This window comes from Lysobacter sp. P5_B9, assembly GCF_054049835.1.
In genome coordinates, this window is sequence record NZ_JBFULP010000003.1 from 105,003 (window position 1) to 121,693 (window position 16,691).

Genomic DNA, 16,691 nt, shown 5'->3' on the forward strand with positions numbered 1-16,691 from the left:
GTGAGGTGTCGGTGCAGGTGGGCTTGAGCCCACCCTGCCGGGCGTTCGAAGCCGCCGACACGATCACGACGGCAAGCTGACCTCGGCCGGAGTCGACGCGCACCGCGCGGTGATGGCGGCCAGTCCAGGCGGCCAGGGGCGACGCCTTATCGCAGGCGCGTAAATCCATCGTCGGTCCACGCTTCGCTGCCCACGCCATGGCGGACGAAGAACAGGCCGTCGGGATCGTATTTGCGTTTCACCGCGGCAAGCTTCGGATAGTTGGTGCCCCAGAACGAGCGTTGCCAATCGCGTTCGAAATAATCGCTTTCCGAGACGTACGAACCGGCGCCTGGTGCAACCTTCAACAGTGCGTCCATGGCTTTGTTGATGCGCTCCGAAGCGCGACGGGCCTTGGCGATATCCGGTGCGGGACCCGGCATGCCAGGAAAGGCGGGGGCACCTTCGCCCGCGCAGATCGCGAGCGCAAACGCATCCAGCACCTGGGGATTGGTGGCCGTATCGCGCGCAGCGGCGATCTCGCTCGGTGGCGCTCCGGCCAGGCCTTTGTTGAAGTGCAGCGACATCTGCCATTGCCGCGTGCTGGCGAACAAGGCATCGACCAACTCCGCCTGACGATCCTCGCGTAGCAGCGAAGCAGGCAGCCATGCCGATCGATACGCGTGCAGGAATTGTCCGGCCTCGTCCACGTTGCCCGACCACAGCACGCGATCGCGGGTCGCGCCGGGACGATCGTCCGTCACCATCACGCCCGGCGCATTCTTGGCGAAGAATTCCGCGTCCCACATGTGTCGCGCCGGGAGCACAAGGAACCTGATTTCGTCCGAAACATAGGCCTTATCCGCGCGCACCCATGCGATGAACGGTGCCCAGACCTGTTCGGCCTGTTGCTGGGTCAATCCCTGGAACAACATCGACAGTTCCAACGCGTCGCGCTTGAATACCAGTTGCTCGCCCCAGTGCGGGTTGAACAGCGCGTCCTGGTAGAAAGCGATCGCCTTTGCGATCAAGGCGCGATACGCCTCTTCGGTCGACGCCGTGATCTCGCCCATGACTGCGCCGAAAAATTCCGGCAGCTCACGCGTGCGCAACGTCAGCCGGGTGACAATGCCGAGGCTGCCGCCGCCACCGCCCTTGATGCCCCAGAACAGATCCGGGTTCGTACGGGCATTGGCGATGCGCACGCTGCCGTCGGCGGTGACGATTTCCGCTTCCAACAAGCCCGCCGCCGCCGAGCCGTAGTTTTTGGAAGAACTGCCGAAGCCGCCGCTTTGCACCAGCCCGGCCACGCCGACGGTCATGCAGCCGCCGCCTTGTACATAACGACCGCCGCGCGTGGTCACGGCGTTGTAGGCATCGACCCACATGGCACCGGCTTCGATCGTGACGGCCGGTTGTGGCGCCCTGCCTTCGCATCCTTGCGCGACGAAGGTGTCGTGCAGGGTCACGCGATGCATGCGACGGGTCCACACCAGCAGCGAGTCGGGTGCATTGGACGTCCCCTGATAGCTGTGTCCGCCGCCTTTCACGACCAGCCGCAGGTTGTGCTCGCGTGCAAAATTGACCGCCGCGACCACGTCCGCGGTCGTCTCGGCGGCGACCGCATACGCGCTTGGCTTTGAAGTCCATGCGTCCAGCCAGCCGCTGGTCTGGGTCAATGCCGGCTGGTCGCCGAGGTAGTAGGGATTCTTGATGTGCTGGAGCGCCTCACTGCATGCGGCGCTCATTGGCGTCGCGGTGCACCCGGCGAATGGCGATTCCAGTTTCTGCAGGCGACCGCCGACGTCGGCCTTCAGCCGATCCCAGTCGGCAGGCGAGGGCCAGCCAGGGTTGCCCGGACGTACGCGCGATCTACCCGGAGCCGCGGCAAGGGCCGACCTCCACCCGCCTAATGACAGGCCTGTGAGGAGCGGTACGGCGATTGCTGTCTTCAGGACGTCTCGTCTTTTCATGCTTGCTCTGCGGCCGATCTGGATGATGAGAAGTTCCCATACGGCGCGGGCAACTCGCCAGCGCCTGGGGATGAATGGCGGCGAGCCGGTGACCATCGCGGAGATCAAGGGGCGAACCGTGAGACGAAAAGGTTCCGGAAAAGGGGGCCGGGTTCTTTTATCAGAAGCCTGATCCCGGTCGCCGTGCCTGGCGTGGATTGAGCGCCGACGCCATGCACTCGCTCCAGCGTCAGAAACAGGGGTCAGAGTGCACTTTTGCGAAAGTCGCCTCTGACCCCTGTTTCGCGGCGTTACGCTGTGTCAGCGCACCACGACCGTCGTCGCCTTGTTGGCGATCACGTAGGGCTGCAGATCCTCGACATAGCTCAGCTTGCCGATCACGCGCTGCGCAAATTTCTTGGTGGTGATGCGGACGTGGCAGTTCTGGAACGGCGCGGCCGCGTCGTGGCCCTTCGACACGTAGACGATGCGGCCGTCGCGGTCCCAGCCCAACACCAGCCGTTCCTGCTGATGGCTGGTGCGGTAGATCCAGCCCTTCTGGATATCGGATTCGGACATTGCCATGGGCGCGGCCTCGCGTGATCGGATGCGATCAATGTGGAAACATGGGTCAGAGTACTGACAAAGAGGACGGAGATAATTAGCAGAGCTAATTACCTCGGCCCCCTTCTGTAGCGCGTGGCCTCAGCTGCCCTTGCTGCACGCCGCGAGCGCCGCCAGGTGCTTGGCGCTGCCCAGCGTGTCGGATTGCATGATCCGCTTCTGGTCCTTGTCCAGCAGCACCAACTGGAAGCCGTTGGGATAGTGCGTGACCAGCTCGCCCAGCGGCACCGGCATGACGTAACTGTTGCGGGATGCTATGACCACCGCATTGAAGAAATTGAACTCGTCACCGTCCTTGCCGCGGATGGCGATGACCATCGGGATCTGGGCGCCCTGCGCTTCCGGGATTACGCTGTCGATCATGAGGAACTGGAACTGCGTGCCGAGCGGGTCGGACGGGTCGGCCTGGATCGTCAGCGGGTCGTTGAAGCTGAACATGCGGCACACGCCGTCCTTGCGCACAAAGAACCAGCCGTTGTCCTTCTCGCCCAGGTTGGCCTGCGGCAAGCCTTCGGCGTTCTTCATCATCTCCACCATCGAGTCGACTTTGGCGTCTTCGGCGTCGGCCTCCTGGGCAAAGGCGGCGAGGGGCAGGGCGAGCGCGGCGAGCAACATCGCGGTAAGAATCGGGTGGCGCATGCAAAGGCTCCGGTGCGGGATGGAAAGGGTGTGGTAGCGATGCCGGCGGGTGGCAGCACCCGCCGATGCGTGGGTGCTTAGGGAGTCACTTCAGGGCATGGTTGTCCAGGGCGGAGGCGCCGGCACCCACGACGAATGGGATGACAAGCTGGTCGGTGCAGCGGCCCCAGGCCCAGGACTAGGGCCCAGGCGATCGCGATCTTCTTCATTGGCTTCCCCCTTTGTGAAGGCGATGGTTGCAGGAAACAGGGGAAACAGGGTCAGAGTGCACTTTCATCAAGATCCCGCTCCCGCCAGCAGATCGCACAGGTCGCATCGTCCTCGGGCTCCGCATCCCCAGCCTGCGCCAGCACGCGCTTGATATAGGCCTGGCGGTTGCGCATCAGCGCATCCGGCTTCGCGCCATAGGTCAGGGCGAAGTCGTAGAGCACATCGGCGCTCTCGACCGGACCGCCGGCGAGATTCAGCGTCGCCCAGTCGCGCAGCAGGTTGGCCACGATCGGGTCGCGTGGTTTTACGAAACCGGTGCGTTCCTGCAGTTGATAGGCGAACGCAATATTGAGTTCCCACGGCTTGACCGGCTTGCCGCTGTTGCCTGCCGGAAGGTCGCCAGGAATGGCGGGAACCAGGACGTCCTCGAAGGTGACGCCGGCTACGGAATGGCGGTCGAGATACGTCGGGTCCTTGGCCGCGGCGAGCTTCGCTTCGAGGATGCGCGCATGCAGCCATTCCGTGCCGTCGTGTTCCTCGGCATTGCGCTGGATGCCGATGCGAATCCACTGCAGGGCGGTCGCGTCGTGTCCCGCCAGTTCCAGCGTCGTGCCCAGGTTGGCGGCGGTTTCAGGGTGCCCAGGAAACCGGCGCTCAATGGTCAGGAACAACCGGATCGCCTGTGCGTACTGGCCCTGGTAGATCAGCAGGACGCCGAGATCGGTCAGCGCGCCAAAATCCCGCTTGGTGCTGGCGCGCGCAATGATGTCCTTCGCATCGGCCAGCACGTAGTGCCCGGGGGCGGGATTGTTGATACTTGCCGCCAACTCCTCACCCATGGGCCCGTCGGGACGGAAGCGGCGACCGTCATGGCCGGTGCCGACGGTATTGACGCAGCCCACGGCGGAGTTGAAGCAAAGGAGCAGCGCCGCTCCGAACAACCATTTCACTGTCATGCAATTCGTTCCGTCATGGGCATCAACATCCCGGCGCCGCAAAGGCGGTCGGGGTGCACTTTCGCGGGCATCGGCTTGCGGCCGTGACGACCGGCGTCGGCATTGAGACCGTCGCCTTCTGCGGCCGCGGATTCGCTCGAGACAACCAGCGCGCCGGACAGCGCGGCGCGTTGCGGGGTCATCATCGGACACCCCCCATGCCCAAATGCGACGACCGAACGGTATCACCGCCCATCGTGGCGGGGGAATCGCCATGGGCCGGAACGCCAGGCAAAACGGTTCCGGGCTACGCAGGCAGGCCGTTGAGTCCGCGGGACTCAACGTCGAGGCGTTTTGCCTCCAGCCTCAGGCGCGAAGCCTCGGCGTTGTCCCGCTCCGCCTCATCGACGAGCGCCTGCATCTCACGCCCACGCCAAAAACCGCGTTGTGATGAGGCAAAAAGCCTCACGCGCCAGGCTCGGCGCCTCAACGCCCAAGCACAAACGCCTCATCCCTGAGAAAAAAAGCCTGACGGATGAGACACCCCGCCTCACCCGTCAGGCTCCGCACCGCAATGCCGCCGGAATCCAGCGGCATCAGGCACTTACCGCATGATCAATCCACCGTCGCCGGCTCCGGGGCGCGGCGGGACTTGGCGAAGCGGGCCGACAGGGCCTGGCGCGCGCCCTTCAGGGCTTCGCCCTTGCCGGACACCTTGAGCAGGCCGTAGCCCTCCAGGGCGACGCCGATGATGTCGCTGCCAAGCGCGGTCTCGGTGTCTTCGGCGCGTTCGACCAGCTGCTGCAGTTGCAGCAGGCGCGGGCGCAGTGCATCGAGCGCGGCGAGGTCGGCCTGGGCCTCGGCCAGGCCCAGGTTGGGCGGCACGATCTGCGGATTGGCCGCCAGCACGCTCAGCGTCTGCCGACAGAAGGCCTCCGACTTGTCACCCATCTTGTACAGCTCGCGCCGCTGCTCCGGCTGCAACGCGATCATCGGGGCGAACACGCGGCGCAGCGTGACGAGGGCGGCATCGACATCGGCGAGGTCCTGCGCCGACAGGTTCAACGAAACAAGATTCTGCATTGGCTATTCCTTACGTCCATTAGCGAGTCCGGGCATGCCATGAAGGGCTGGGCCGGACGGTCCATGCTCCGCCGCGTTCCGTGCGGGCGGTGAAACTCTGCTGCGATGCCGACACGTCGGCGAGGGAGCGGGGTGAGTGTCGCAGAGGCGGTGCCGTGTTCGCCAGTCGAGCAGGCAATTGGCCGTGGAGAAAGGGGCCAGAGTGGATTAGCGCCTGAAGCGTCAATTCACTCCGTTCGCTCCTTTCGCAGTCATGCGACCCGGATGTCGATCGCCGCCCCTTTCGTTCGTTGCAATCAGAGGATCCCCCAACGGAGAACGGACATGGGCAGGCTCATCGTGGAGCAGATCATCAGCGCCGACGGCTACGCGGCCGAACTCGACGGCGGCATCGGCTTCTTCGTCGATGCGCGCGGCATCAACGAGGCCGACCAGGACCAGTTGCGCCTGCTGGAAGGCGTGGGCGCCATCGTCCTGGGGCGCACGACCTATCGCATGTTTGCCGACTACTGGCCCGAGGCCGACCCGGCGCAGGAGCCCGTGGCGGTGCCGCTCAACACCATCCCGAAATACGTGGTGTCGAACACGTTGGACGAGGCGCCTTGGGGCAAGCGCGGAGATGCGGCGACCGTCCTGCGCGGCGACGGCACGGCGTCGGTGCGCGCGCTGCGTGGACGCGTCGATGGCGACCTGATCATCTGGGGCAGCCTGACCCTGTCCGATGCGCTGCTGCGCGCAGGCGAAGTCGACCTGCTGCGCCTCCGCATCGTGCCTGTGCTTATCGGCGCCGGACGCTCCTTCGCTCCCCCCGATCTCGGCCGGCGCCCGCTGGAGTTGCTGTCCATCCGTGGATATACGCAGGGCTTCGTGGTGCTGGAGTACCACTGTTCGCAGGCCCGGCCCGCTATGGCCCCCGACAGCCAAACATAAGGGGGCAGGTTCGTTTGCTCGCATCGAGTAATTGAACCTGACCCCTCTGGATCTGAGGCGCGCCCGACGCCCCGCATGTCGATCTGCGGCATGCCGATCGGCAGCCTGCGACTACCTGACCATGACGGAGCCGGGTTCAAAGTTGCACCACATCGAACGCGGCATTCGCCGCGTAGGGAGTCCGCACATGGCGTCGATCCGGAAGGAAATCCACGTGGCCGTCGCGACCGATCGTGCCTGGAATGCGTTGCGTGACGTCGGCCGCATCCACGAGCGGCTGGTAAGGGGCTTCGTGACCGACTGCCGTCTCGACGGCGACGCGCGCGTGGTCACGTTCGCCAACGGCATGACCGTGCGCGAGCGGATCGTCGATGTCGACGATGCGCAGCGCCGGGTTGCCTGGGCCGTGGCGGACGCGCCGTTCGAGCACTACAACGCCTCGGTACAGGCGTTCGACGAAGGTGGCGGCCGCACGCGGCTGGTATGGATCGCCGACCTGTTGCCGCATGCGCTGGCGGACCGCGTCGCAACGATGATCGATCAGGGGATGGCAGCGATGAAGCAGACCCTGGAAGGCGCGGCGGCGGGTGGGTCTGCCTAGGGCGGACGCCTATCGGTAGCGTCCCAACAAAGGGGGCGGAGGGATTTAATAGTTGCCTCCGTCCAGCGTCCGGTGGTTGGGCAGCATGATCGTTCCGTAACTCAAACCATGCTAGTTGGACGAGTCCCCTTCGCTGCCGTCAGAAGCTCATAAAGACCATGCCGCGACCGCGATCCGTCGACCTCCTGCTCGCGCTCCAGGGCGGTGGTGCCCATGGCGCTTTCACCTGGGGTGTGATCGATCGTCTGCTGGAAGAACCCAGCATCGGGATCGAGGCGATCAGCGCGACCAGCAGCGGGGCCGTGAATGCCGTAGCGATGGCTCACGGCTGGATCGAGGGCGGACGGGAGGGAGCGCGCGCGCACCTCGCGCGCATGTGGAAACGCATTGGTGAGAAGGGTGCGCTGGCGTCGTGGGGTTTTGCGCCATCGGTCAGCGGCGCGTGGCTGGATGAACTCGCGCGTCACTTCACGCCCGCGCAATTCAATCCGCTGGGCCTGAATCCCCTGGCCGACTTGCTCGACGAATTGATCGACTTCGATCGCCTGCGTGCGATGCGGCCGTTCCGGCTTCACCTGGCGGCCACGCGCGTGCGTGACGGTGCGCTGGTCCTGTTCGGCGGCGATCAGGTGACACGCGATGCGGTCCTCGCATCGACATGCCTGCCGCAGCTGTTCCATGCTGTGGAGATCGAGGGTGAAACCTTCTGGGACGGCGGCTATGCCGGAAATCCTGCGCTGGCGCCGCTCTTCTATGAAGCGCGGGCCCCTGATCTTCTGTGCATCCTGGTGCAACCACTGCAGCGGCCGCGCCTGCCGGTCAGCCCACGCGAGATCGAAGCACGGGCCATGGACTTCGCATTCTCGGCCACCTTTTTGCGCGAACTGGAAACCCTGGCGAAAAGCCAGGGACTGATCAGGGGAAAGCTGGCATCGACCGCGCTGGGGAGGCGTCTTCAGTCGTTGCGACTGCATCTGATCGAGCCCGGCGGGTCACTCGCCGATGCCGGTGTGAATGCCAAGCTCGATACGCGCCCGGCGATGCTGCGGGCTCTGTGTTCACTAGGGCGGGAGCGCGCCGACGAATGGCTGATTGCGCATGGTTCGGCGCTCGGACACCGTGCAACCTATTCAATCCCCGCCAACTAAGCGCGGGCTTGCGGATTCGTTCTCAAAACGCCCCGCCACGTGGCGAGGGTGGAGACCGTCATCCGCCCCTGGGCCGGACCTGCCGTGCCACTTCCTGACGTGCCGGGTCAGCTGGGATGGGAGGGCCGGGCGCCATGTGCGCGCCGGCGCCGCGCAGCAACGAAGTGTGACGTGTGGCACAAAATGTGCTTCGCTATGGGGGAAGGGGTCGGCCGCCATCCCGGCGGCCACTATCCAGGGGAACCACCATGAAGCGCTCCACCCGCCGGGCCATGCTCGGCCTCGCGCTGGCACTGGCCAGCACCTCGGCGCTGGCCGAAGTCGTTTTTAATCCCACCACGGGCACCGGCTTCGTCGGCAAGGGCGACGTGCAGGACGCGTTCGGCTGGAACGATGCCGGGCTGCAGCTCCATGCCACGGGCGTGACCTTCACCTACGGCTACACCGCCGTGTACCAGGCGGTGTGCACGTTCACTACCGGCGAAGGCACGCGCGGCGAGAAGATCCACAACGTGCCGCACTCCGAGGAGATGGATGTCTCCAGCACCGTCAATGTCAGCCTGCGCCGCAACCCGCAATCGAAGGTGACCGGATTCAACCTCACCGGGTTCGGCGGCGACTTCAGCGAAAGCGGCGAGGTGCCGGTGGTCGGTGGCCCGTGCCCGGGCAATCCTGGCCACGGCGGGGTGTGGACCAGCGTCGAACTGCTGCCGGGCGGCGAAGGCGGTCTCTATGCCAATTACGGCGCCCTGAAGGTGCTGCTGACGCCCTGAGCGACAAGTCAGTCGCCAGATAGGCAACGAAGAAGGGAGCAGCGGCGCTGCTCCCTTTTTCCTTCGGAATCTCCTTGGTTCGCCATGAAGCCAATCCAATCCGTACCCCACTCCCGCTGGGCAATGACTGGCCTGCTGTCATTGGGCCTGGCCGCATGCGTGCCGGCGCAGATGCGCATTCCCGATGGTTTCGCGGGGCAGGCCGATAGCTACGAAGTGAGCGGGCATTCGCCGAGTCGCTTCAACGAGCCGGTGCGCTTCGGCCCGTATAGCGCGCTCGAAATGCGCGAGGGCAGCACGTTCGCCTGGGCGATTCCGCTCGGCGTGGCGGACCTGGGGCGGCGTTCCCGGCCGTTCGCGTTCACCCTGGTGGCGCGCGAGCAGGCGCCGGTCGAAGTGCAGTGCCGCGCTCGTACCTGGACGTTCGGCGGCGACAGCGATCGCAGCGTTGAGCTGGACCTGACCGCGTTGGCGGGGCCGATGCTGGCGTGTGGACTGCGCTTCGATGACGGGGCGGCATTGCCGCTGGAACTCGCGCGTGACGGCACGGGTTTCCACGGCCGCCTGGCATCGCCGTGGGGCGTATACACGGTGCGCAGCGTGCATGGCTTCGAAGGGTCCAGCATCCCTTCGTCGGTGGCGAACGGCTTCGAAGTGGTGCGCGGGCAACGGCCGGTGGCGCTGGTCGATCGGCTCAATGCGGGGCGGGTGCACTTCGAGGGTGGGTTGCCCGCCGACGAGCGCGTGTACCTGGCCGCCGCCGCCGCGGCCCTGCTGATGCTGGACGAGGAAGTGGAGCTCTGAGTCGCAACGCAGCGAGTGTTGCGTCCCTGCGACTCAAGCTCGTGCTCCTTGCGGCAGAATCCACGGGATGGATATCGAGGGCGTCCAGCGCCTGTGTGCGTCGTTCCCGGTGCGGTCGCACACCTGCGGCGGCCGCCGATGAACATCCTGGTCTACAACCTGGGCGAAAAGACTTTCGCCTATTTCAAGACCAGTGAACCCGAGCGTTGGCGCTTCAGCGTGCGTGTCACGCCGGATCGGTTCCTTGAACTGACCGACATGCCCGGCGTCAAACCCGCCCGCTTCATGGCGCGATTCCACTGGGTCACCATCGTGGATGTCAGGCGGATGCCGGAGGCTTACCTGACGGAGCTGGTGACCTGGTCCTACCGGCGCGCCCTGGGCTCATTGAGCCGCAAGCGCCAGCGGGAACTGGCCGGCGACATGGCGGGCATGGAGCCGATTGGGCGGCTGCCGCGCCGTTGAGGCCAGCGACAAACGAAGACGAAGCGGACACGACGCGTTTCGTCGCCGTATTCGCGGCTTGGTCGGGTGCCGGGGCGGGTTCGTCGCAGGTCGGTTGCCCGGGGACTCCAAGGGTCGCAACGTGTGCCGGTCCATCCCGTGCGGCATCCCCCGGCCGCGGAGAACCCCCGATGAAGACGCTGCTCGCGGTCGTTGCCTGGTGCCTGCTCTTCGTCCTGTGCTGGCCGCTCGCCTTGCTGGTCCTGGTGCTGTGGCCGGTGATCTGGCTGCTGGCCCTGCCGTTCCGCCTGGTCGGCATCACGTTCTCGGCGCTGTTCGCGTTCCTGCAGGCGCTGCTGTTGCTTCCTGCCCGCCTCCTGGGCGGGCGTTCCGGACCGCGGCACACGCATCGCGCGGCGGCGTGACTGCCCTTGTGGACGTCCCATCGGCTGGCGTGCATCGGGGTTCGCGACTGGGACACGGCGCCTTCTACGGCGACTACCGCGAGCAGCGCCTTGTCGGCCCTCTTGCGCTGGCTGAAATGCGTCCGACGGTGCCGGAGCACGACGTCCAAACGCATACCCACGACGACGCCCACTTCCTGCTCCTGCTGGAGGGCAAGTATCTGAGCACGGCGCGCGGCATGCCCGAGGTGTGCACGACGCGGGCGCTCGTGCTCAACCCGCCGGGGACGACGCATCGCGATTGCTTTCGCGGCCTCGACGGACGCTTCTTCACGCTCTCCATTCCCGCCGGTGCGTGGCGCGCGGCGACCGAATATCGAACGTTGACGCAGGACGCGATGCGCTTGCCCGCGACTGCATTGGTGCTGGCCACGCGGCTATGGCACGAATTGCGCAACTGGGACGGCGCATCGCCGCTGGCCATCGAGGCCGGCCTGCAGCTTCTGCTGGATGCCGTCGCGCAACAAAGTCCGCGCGAACGCGACGGCCCGATGTGGCTCGAACGCGCGCGCGAGCAACTCCACGACGAGTGGCGCCGCACGCCCGATCTGGCAGAGCTGGCGGATACCGCCGGCGTGCATCCGGTGTATCTCGCGCGCGCGTTCCGCCGGCGCTACGGCTGCTCGCCGGGCGAGTACCTGCGCCGCTGCCGCATGGAGCGCGCGATCGCCTTGCTGCACGACCGTAGCAAAGCGCTGGCGGACATCGCCGCGGCCTGCGGCTTCGTCGACCAGAGCCACTTCACCCATGCGTTCCGGCGCCAGCATCGCTGCACACCCGCGCAATACCGCGCGCTGGGCTGACGTACCAGCAACAGGTTCAGAACATACAAGGCACGGCGCGACGCGCCTGCTACGGTTCGCGCATTCCCGATCGGAGCTTGCTATGTGCATCAAAACAGTTGTGTTCGCGGCGTGCCTGTTGGCAGCGCCGCTGGTGGCAACGGCTGCCAGCGGGGAGGCGCCATTCGACAACATGACCCGCGCAGTGGCCGCGGGCGAGTTCAAGCAGATCACCAGCGTCCTGATCGCCCGCGACGGCAAGTTGCTCTACGAGCACTACTTCGACGATGGCGGTGCCGAAGCACGCCGCAACACCCGTTCGGCCACCAAGACCGTCGCCGGGATGCTGGTGGGCCTGGCCATCGCCGACGGCAAGCTGCCGAACGTGCAGGTTCCGGTGCTGCCGTACCTGCACTACAACAAGCCCATCGAGAACGATGATCCGCGCAAGGCGAAGATCACGTTCGAAGATGTCATGACCATGTCCTCGCTGCTGGAATGCCACGACGAGAACGAATACTCGCGCGGCAACGAAGAGCGCATGTACCTGGTCGAGGACTGGGTGAAGTTCTACGTCGACCTGCCGATCCAGGGTTTCCCCGCGTGGATGCCGACGCCGGCGAAGTCGCCGTATGGGCGCAATTTCCGCTACTGCACGGCAGGCGTGACCACGCTCGGCGCCGCGTTGCAGGGTGCCGTCGGCGAGCGCCTCGATGCCTACGCGCAACGCCGCCTGTTCGCGCCATTGGGCATCGACAAACCGGAATGGCAGTTCTCCCCGCTGGGGTTGCCGCAGGCAGGTGGTGGCCTGGGCCTGCGCAGCCGCGACCTGCTGGCCCTGGGCCAGCTGTACCTCGATGGCGGCAAGCACAATGGCAAGACGCTGGTGCCCAACGCCTGGGTGCAGGCTTCGACCACCGCGCACGCCCGCGTCGACGACGGCGTCGAGTACGGCTACCTGTGGTGGCTGATGCAGTTCCCGGTAGGCGACAAGGTCTGGAAGTCATTCGCGATGAACGGCAGCGGCGGCAACTCCGTGCAGGTCTTTCCCGCCGAACGCGTGGTGGTGGTGATCACCACCACCAACTACAACGTGCCGCAGCCGCATCGGATCACGGCGAAGCTGCTGATGGAGCAGATCCTGCCGGGCATCCGATAGCGGCCCGGCATCCGGTCCAGTACATCGCTGGGTTGGTGGAGCCAACCCAGCCTACGGCCCTTAGAGAGTTCTGCGCCGCACCAGATCAAAGGCGCCATGCAGCTAGCAACCGCTGTGGGCAGCTGGTTCAACCTGCGTTGCGGCTTGACGTACGTTTGCGGCGCCCTGCACACCGGGCGACGCGAGGCTGATGTGCCCCCGGTAGTCGAACTTCAGGTTGACGACGTCGTCCTTGAATTTGATCGCGCCCTTCGCGTCTGCGAAGTCCCCCGTGCCACCCACGATCGCGTGTTCGCAGCGTCCGTGGATCTCCTCCGAGAACGTGTCGTCCGTGTACTTCCCGGTGAAGGTATAGGTCGTCTCGAATGTTCCGCATGTCGTGCCGTTAAGGCAGCCGACGAAGATCTCGGTCCCTTGCTCGATGTACGTGCCGCTCGGGTTGAACTTGGATGCGGAGACGTAGGTGTACCAGCAACCGTCCAGGCTCCCGGAGAGATCGATCGGTGGGTAATCGCCCGTGTTGGCAGGCGGACTCCCGGCCGGCGGTTGACACGTGATGTTGAAGACGCCGATTCCGGAGACCTGCGTGGTTCCCGCGCTCGCAGGCATCGCCAGGACTGCAAACACCGATGCCGCCACGGCAGCCGAGAGTGTCGTGGCTCGCAGCCGGTCAGAGACGTGCCGCGAGGCGCGGACAGGGTTCATCGTAAACACGGGTGTCTCCCTTGACAGTTCGAGTGACTGTCGTGATGTCGGCCCCCTCTGGACGGTGGCCTCGTCTGACCGGAGGCCTGCCGTGCCGCTCTTCTACGCGGGCTGCGAGAGCTTCGATATGGCCCGGATGGGGGTTGGCCCGCACGGTCGCCTTCTACCCGCGGGCGCCAGGCACTGCAGTCGATGCAAGGGTTTGCACGAGCGCCGCTGTGCAACCCGTTCCATGCGCGATCAGCCCGAAGGAAAAATCGAAGAGGGTCGGTGACGATCTCGTGCGCGGCTACGGCAAGCGCAAGTTCTGCACCATCGATCGGTGCGGGAATCAAACCGCCGCGCCGGCATCGCCCTCGACCTGGGGAGCAGGTCGATGTTCAACACGCGATTCGGACTTCGACCAACGCTACCAGACTTGGTGAAGGCTTCAGGTTTCTTTGCACTCCAGTGCCACTTCGCACTGCGACCCAGTGTTCCAGCCGGTTCAGGAATTCCATCGTCACCACAGTGACCGGTGTCTCCGGATTCCTGCGTAATTTCAGGCATCGCTTCGCGTAATCGAATCGATCTGGCAGTCGGATAGACAGCATCCACAGCAAGGACTGCCGGCCCTGTGCCAAGGACCACCTCAATGGAGGAGACGCCATGTCGACGGATGCCACTTCAACGATCGCAATCACCGCCCCCGCCGGTCGAGCCGGGCCGGGCCGCACGCGTCTTCGGGCGTGGTGCGGGGCGTTGGCGGTCTGCCTGCTGCTGTGTTCCTCCGCTGCGTTCGCCGCCGCCGTCAGGACCCGCGTGGTCGCCTGGGGCGGTGAAGTCGGCAACAGGCAGCTCGATATCCCCTATTCCCTGGACGACGCGGTCGATATTGCAGTGCCGTTCGTCCTGCGGGCCAATGGCGAAGTGATCGAGATCGGCACCATGCCGCCGGTGGTGCGGGCGCGGCACGCCAAGGCCATTGCCGCTTCCTTGCGTTGCCTGCTGATCCTAAACCGCAATGGCACGGTGGCTGCCCAGGGCGACGACCCCTCCTGCGAGTCTTCGTTGCCGGCGGATCTTTCAGGCGTGGTGGCAATCGCCGCCGGCGCCAACTTTGGCCTGGCGCTCACCTCCGACGGGCACGTCGTGGCCTGGGGCGACAACACGTCCGGTCAGACCGATGTGCCGGCGGGATTGAGCAACGTCATAGCGATCGCGGCCGGCCGCAGCCACGCGCTCGCGCTTCGATCCGACGGCCAAGTGGTGGCGTGGGGCAGCAACAACGACGGTGAGCTCGACATTCCCCCCGGGTTGGCGAACGTGGTCGCCATCGATGTCGGCAACGCCTACAACCTGGCGCTGCAGGCCGATGGCACGGCGGTGGCGTGGGGTGACATCTTCGACTACCCGCGCCCGGTGCCGCTGGACCTGCCGCCGGTGCGTGCGCTGGGTGCCGGCGAATGGCGCCAGGCCGCGGTGGTGCTGCGCGACGGCACGATCCGCGAATGGGGGTTCCAGGAAGGCAAGTCCCTGCCGCCCGGGCTGGGCAACGTGATGAAGCTGTCGATGGGCTTCGCCGTCAACTTCGCGCTGGTGTCGGGTGCGATCACGCCGGGCGAAGCGGTTGCCGACATGCGCGTGGACCTGGATTCGCTGCTGGCGATCGAGGACGCGAACCGCAGCTCACTCAATGGCTACCTGGACCTGGCGGCATGGGCCGTGGGCGCCCATCGCACTCCGCTGGCGTGCACGGCGATGCGCTCGTTTGCCGAGCTGGCCGCTGCTCCCGACGTCATTATTTATCCGGACCGCGTGCTCTATCTCATAGCGCAGACGCGCGACGTCCTTCACCTGATGGGTTGCGGACATTGGCGCGACCTTTAAGGGTCGAGGGCAAAAACAGGAAACAGGGGTCAGAGTGCCGGTCCTTCCAGGAACCTGCTCTGGCCCCGCTGACGTGATGCTTTTTGAAGCTCGAACTGATCACGATTGACACTGGCGGAATAAATGCGAATGATTCGCATCTGAAACTTCCCCCTCCAGGTGTCCTGATGCGCGCGCGGTGCCTTGCTGCAGCCTGCCTGCTGTCCCTCTTCGCATTTTCCGGCGCCGCCCAGGCCGACGAAAACTACTTCGGCTACTCCTACGGCTCGGAAACCCTGCCGGCCGGACGCAACGAGGCTTACCTCTGGTGGACCCAGCGCACCGGCAAGGGCGCAGGCGACTACCGCGCCAACGACGTCCAGCTGGAATACGAGCACGGCTGGACCGACACGTTCCAGACCTCGTTCTACCTCACCGGCCGCGCCTACGATTACTCCGGCGGCGCGATCGTCGATGAGGAAACCGGCGAAGCCAAAACCCTGGATCGCCACCTCGACTTCGACGGCGTGAAGGCGTCGATGAAGTGGAGCCTGCGCAGCCCCGAGCGCAACGGTTACGGCCTCGCGCTGTACCTCGAGCCCGAATACCTCACGCAGCATCGTCCCGATGGCGAGCGCTTCAAGGAAGTCGGCATCGAAACCAAGCTGATCCTGCAGAAGAATTTCCTCGACGGCCAGGTCGTCACCGCCTACAACCTCACCCTCGAACCCGAGTGGGAGCAGGAAGACGGCGCGTGGGAGTCGGAGCTGTACGTCGAAAACAGCGCAGGTGCGTCCTATCGCTTCGCGTCGAACTGGTTCGCCGGCCTCGAAACGCGCGTGGACATGGCCTATCCCGAATACGGCTCGCGCGAATTCTGGGCCTGGTACGTCGGTCCGACCCTGCACTACGGCGGCCAGAAGTACTGGGCCACGCTGACCTGGATGCCGCAGATCAAGGGCGGCCCGACGGACGCCGAGCGCTCCGACCGCTTGCACCTGGAAGAGCGCGAACGCAACGAAGTGCGCCTGAAGGCCGGCATCAACTTCTGATCTGCCATCAAGCGAGGCCATGACGATGCGCCGCGACTTCCACGTGCAATGGCTGCTCCCTGCCGCCACCGTGCTCGCCGCGGCGCCGGCAATGGCAACGACGTACTTCACTGTCGAACAGGCGCAGCAGAAGCTGCTTCCCGGACAGGCGCTGACACCGGTCGCGATCACGCTGACGCCGGCGCAGGCCAAGGCCGTGCAGAAGGCCAGCGGACTGCGCGTTCGCGAACCGAAGCTGCAGGTATGGCGCGCGGCCAACGGCGCCTGGTTCTATGTCGACCAGGTGCTGGGCAAGCACGAGATGATTACCTACGCGCTGGCGTTGGATGCCAGTGGTGCCGTGGCCGGGCTGGAAATCCTCGACTACCGCGAAACCTACGGCGGCGAGGTGCGCAATCCCAAGTGGCGTGCGCAGTTCATCGGCAAGAAGTTCGGCGCGCCGCTCAAGCTCGACGTCGACATCGTCAACCTGTCCGGCGCCACGATCTCGAGCGCGCACGTCACCGAAGGCGTGCGTCGCCTGCTGGCAACGCACCAACTCGTCGTCGCGGGGACATAG

General features: G+C 65.5%; 19 protein-coding genes. 12 read left to right on the top strand and 7 right to left on the bottom strand.

Going from position 1 to position 16,691, the window contains the following annotated elements:
- Positions 1-146: 146 nt before the first annotated feature.
- The 6 genes from ACXJJ9_RS08045 to ACXJJ9_RS08070 form a co-directional block, all read right to left on the bottom strand.
- Positions 147-1,952 (bottom strand): FAD-dependent oxidoreductase, encoded by a 1,806-nt coding sequence (locus ACXJJ9_RS08045; RefSeq protein ID WP_457096941.1) that lies wholly within the window; start codon positions 1,950-1,952, stop codon positions 147-149.
- A 300-nt stretch (positions 1,953-2,252) separates the two neighbouring features.
- The gene (locus ACXJJ9_RS08050; protein ID WP_457096685.1) at positions 2,253-2,510 is read right to left on the bottom strand and encodes a hypothetical protein; all 258 of its coding nucleotides are present in this window, start codon (positions 2,508-2,510) and stop codon (positions 2,253-2,255) included.
- A 126-nt stretch (positions 2,511-2,636) separates the two neighbouring features.
- Entirely contained in the window at positions 2,637-3,194 is a 558-nt protein-coding gene (locus ACXJJ9_RS08055; protein ID WP_457096686.1) for a hypothetical protein, read from the bottom strand.
- Positions 3,195-3,454: 260 nt separating this feature from the next.
- On the bottom strand, positions 3,455-4,360 hold the full coding sequence (locus ACXJJ9_RS08060) for a tetratricopeptide repeat protein (RefSeq protein WP_457096687.1): 906 nt from the start codon (positions 4,358-4,360) through the stop codon (positions 3,455-3,457).
- Positions 4,357-4,545 carry a hypothetical protein gene (locus ACXJJ9_RS08065; protein ID WP_457096688.1) on the bottom strand — a complete coding sequence of 63 codons (189 nt, stop codon included), beginning with the start codon at positions 4,543-4,545 and terminating at the stop codon, positions 4,357-4,359. Before ACXJJ9_RS08065 ends, ACXJJ9_RS08060 begins: the two co-directional genes overlap by 4 nt.
- 409 nt (positions 4,546-4,954) lie before the next feature.
- A complete protein-coding gene (locus ACXJJ9_RS08070) occupies positions 4,955-5,422 on the bottom strand; it encodes a hypothetical protein (RefSeq protein ID WP_457096689.1) in 468 nt (155 codons plus the stop codon).
- Positions 5,423-5,746: 324 nt separating this feature from the next.
- Here ACXJJ9_RS08070 and ACXJJ9_RS08075 point away from each other — a divergent pair, with 324 nt between their 5' ends.
- From ACXJJ9_RS08075 to ACXJJ9_RS08115, 9 genes are all read left to right on the top strand, one after another.
- On the top strand, positions 5,747-6,352 hold the full coding sequence (locus tag ACXJJ9_RS08075; protein WP_457096690.1) for a dihydrofolate reductase family protein: 606 nt from the start codon (positions 5,747-5,749) through the stop codon (positions 6,350-6,352).
- Positions 6,353-6,539: 187 nt separating this feature from the next.
- Complete coding sequence (locus tag ACXJJ9_RS08080) at positions 6,540-6,953, top strand: SRPBCC family protein (RefSeq protein ID WP_457096691.1); 414 nt, start codon at positions 6,540-6,542, stop codon at positions 6,951-6,953.
- 158 nt (positions 6,954-7,111) lie between these two features.
- Positions 7,112-8,101 carry a patatin-like phospholipase family protein gene (locus ACXJJ9_RS08085; RefSeq protein ID WP_457096692.1) on the top strand — a complete coding sequence of 330 codons (990 nt, stop codon included), beginning with the start codon at positions 7,112-7,114 and terminating at the stop codon, positions 8,099-8,101.
- A gap of 248 nt (positions 8,102-8,349) precedes the next feature.
- Positions 8,350-8,874 (top strand): hypothetical protein, encoded by a 525-nt coding sequence (locus tag ACXJJ9_RS08090; protein WP_457096693.1) that lies wholly within the window; start codon positions 8,350-8,352, stop codon positions 8,872-8,874.
- Positions 8,875-8,997: 123 nt separating this feature from the next.
- On the top strand, positions 8,998-9,678 hold the full coding sequence (locus ACXJJ9_RS08095) for a hypothetical protein (RefSeq protein WP_457096694.1): 681 nt from the start codon (positions 8,998-9,000) through the stop codon (positions 9,676-9,678).
- 138 nt (positions 9,679-9,816) lie between these two features.
- Complete coding sequence (locus ACXJJ9_RS08100; protein WP_457096695.1) at positions 9,817-10,143, top strand: MmcQ/YjbR family DNA-binding protein; 327 nt, start codon at positions 9,817-9,819, stop codon at positions 10,141-10,143.
- A gap of 170 nt (positions 10,144-10,313) precedes the next feature.
- Positions 10,314-10,547, top strand: coding sequence for a hypothetical protein (locus ACXJJ9_RS08105; protein ID WP_457096696.1), 234 nt, complete (start codon positions 10,314-10,316; stop codon positions 10,545-10,547).
- Entirely contained in the window at positions 10,544-11,389 is an 846-nt protein-coding gene (locus ACXJJ9_RS08110; RefSeq protein ID WP_457096697.1) for an AraC family transcriptional regulator, read from the top strand. Before ACXJJ9_RS08105 ends, ACXJJ9_RS08110 begins: the two co-directional genes overlap by 4 nt.
- A gap of 82 nt (positions 11,390-11,471) precedes the next feature.
- Positions 11,472-12,527, top strand: a complete 1,056-nt coding sequence (locus ACXJJ9_RS08115; RefSeq protein WP_457096698.1) for a serine hydrolase domain-containing protein — start codon at positions 11,472-11,474, stop codon at positions 12,525-12,527.
- Positions 12,528-12,629: 102 nt separating this feature from the next.
- Here ACXJJ9_RS08115 and ACXJJ9_RS08120 read toward each other — a convergent pair whose 3' ends face one another.
- The gene (locus ACXJJ9_RS08120) at positions 12,630-13,241 is read right to left on the bottom strand and encodes a hypothetical protein (RefSeq protein WP_457096699.1); all 612 of its coding nucleotides are present in this window, start codon (positions 13,239-13,241) and stop codon (positions 12,630-12,632) included.
- Between the two features lie 639 nt (positions 13,242-13,880).
- Here ACXJJ9_RS08120 and ACXJJ9_RS08125 point away from each other — a divergent pair.
- The 3 genes from ACXJJ9_RS08125 to ACXJJ9_RS08135 all read left to right on the top strand — a co-directional run bounded on the left by ACXJJ9_RS08125 (position 13,881) and on the right by ACXJJ9_RS08135 (position 16,691).
- Positions 13,881-15,101, top strand: coding sequence for an RCC1 domain-containing protein (locus tag ACXJJ9_RS08125; protein WP_457096700.1), 1,221 nt, complete (start codon positions 13,881-13,883; stop codon positions 15,099-15,101).
- A 167-nt stretch (positions 15,102-15,268) separates the two neighbouring features.
- Positions 15,269-16,132, top strand: coding sequence for a DUF6662 family protein (locus tag ACXJJ9_RS08130; protein ID WP_457096701.1), 864 nt, complete (start codon positions 15,269-15,271; stop codon positions 16,130-16,132).
- A 19-nt stretch (positions 16,133-16,151) separates the two neighbouring features.
- Positions 16,152-16,691, top strand: coding sequence for an FMN-binding protein (locus ACXJJ9_RS08135; RefSeq protein WP_457096702.1), 540 nt, complete (start codon positions 16,152-16,154; stop codon positions 16,689-16,691).

What these genes read in the sequence shown, in the direction of transcription:
- ACXJJ9_RS08100 (WP_457096695.1), top strand. Translation starts at nt 9,817, where the DNA reads ATGAACATCCTGGTCTACAACCTGGGCGAAAAGACTTTCGCCTATTTC.
- ACXJJ9_RS08090 (WP_457096693.1), top strand. Translation starts at nt 8,350, where the DNA reads ATGAAGCGCTCCACCCGCCGGGCCATGCTCGGCCTCGCGCTGGCACTG.
- ACXJJ9_RS08115 (WP_457096698.1), top strand. Translation starts at nt 11,472, where the DNA reads ATGTGCATCAAAACAGTTGTGTTCGCGGCGTGCCTGTTGGCAGCGCCG.
- ACXJJ9_RS08065 (WP_457096688.1), bottom strand. Translation starts at nt 4,545, where the DNA reads ATGATGACCCCGCAACGCGCCGCGCTGTCCGGCGCGCTGGTTGTCTCG.
- ACXJJ9_RS08060 (WP_457096687.1), bottom strand. Translation starts at nt 4,360, where the DNA reads ATGACAGTGAAATGGTTGTTCGGAGCGGCGCTGCTCCTTTGCTTCAAC.
- ACXJJ9_RS08105 (WP_457096696.1), top strand. Translation starts at nt 10,314, where the DNA reads ATGAAGACGCTGCTCGCGGTCGTTGCCTGGTGCCTGCTCTTCGTCCTG.
- ACXJJ9_RS08055 (WP_457096686.1), bottom strand. Translation starts at nt 3,194, where the DNA reads ATGCGCCACCCGATTCTTACCGCGATGTTGCTCGCCGCGCTCGCCCTG.
- ACXJJ9_RS08130 (WP_457096701.1), top strand. Translation starts at nt 15,269, where the DNA reads ATGCGCGCGCGGTGCCTTGCTGCAGCCTGCCTGCTGTCCCTCTTCGCA.
- ACXJJ9_RS08050 (WP_457096685.1), bottom strand. Translation starts at nt 2,510, where the DNA reads ATGTCCGAATCCGATATCCAGAAGGGCTGGATCTACCGCACCAGCCAT.
- ACXJJ9_RS08070 (WP_457096689.1), bottom strand. Translation starts at nt 5,422, where the DNA reads ATGCAGAATCTTGTTTCGTTGAACCTGTCGGCGCAGGACCTCGCCGAT.
- ACXJJ9_RS08085 (WP_457096692.1), top strand. Translation starts at nt 7,112, where the DNA reads ATGCCGCGACCGCGATCCGTCGACCTCCTGCTCGCGCTCCAGGGCGGT.
- ACXJJ9_RS08075 (WP_457096690.1), top strand. Translation starts at nt 5,747, where the DNA reads ATGGGCAGGCTCATCGTGGAGCAGATCATCAGCGCCGACGGCTACGCG.
- ACXJJ9_RS08045 (WP_457096941.1), bottom strand. Translation starts at nt 1,952, where the DNA reads ATGAAAAGACGAGACGTCCTGAAGACAGCAATCGCCGTACCGCTCCTC.
- ACXJJ9_RS08125 (WP_457096700.1), top strand. Translation starts at nt 13,881, where the DNA reads ATGTCGACGGATGCCACTTCAACGATCGCAATCACCGCCCCCGCCGGT.
- ACXJJ9_RS08080 (WP_457096691.1), top strand. Translation starts at nt 6,540, where the DNA reads ATGGCGTCGATCCGGAAGGAAATCCACGTGGCCGTCGCGACCGATCGT.
- ACXJJ9_RS08135 (WP_457096702.1), top strand. Translation starts at nt 16,152, where the DNA reads ATGACGATGCGCCGCGACTTCCACGTGCAATGGCTGCTCCCTGCCGCC.
- ACXJJ9_RS08095 (WP_457096694.1), top strand. Translation starts at nt 8,998, where the DNA reads ATGACTGGCCTGCTGTCATTGGGCCTGGCCGCATGCGTGCCGGCGCAG.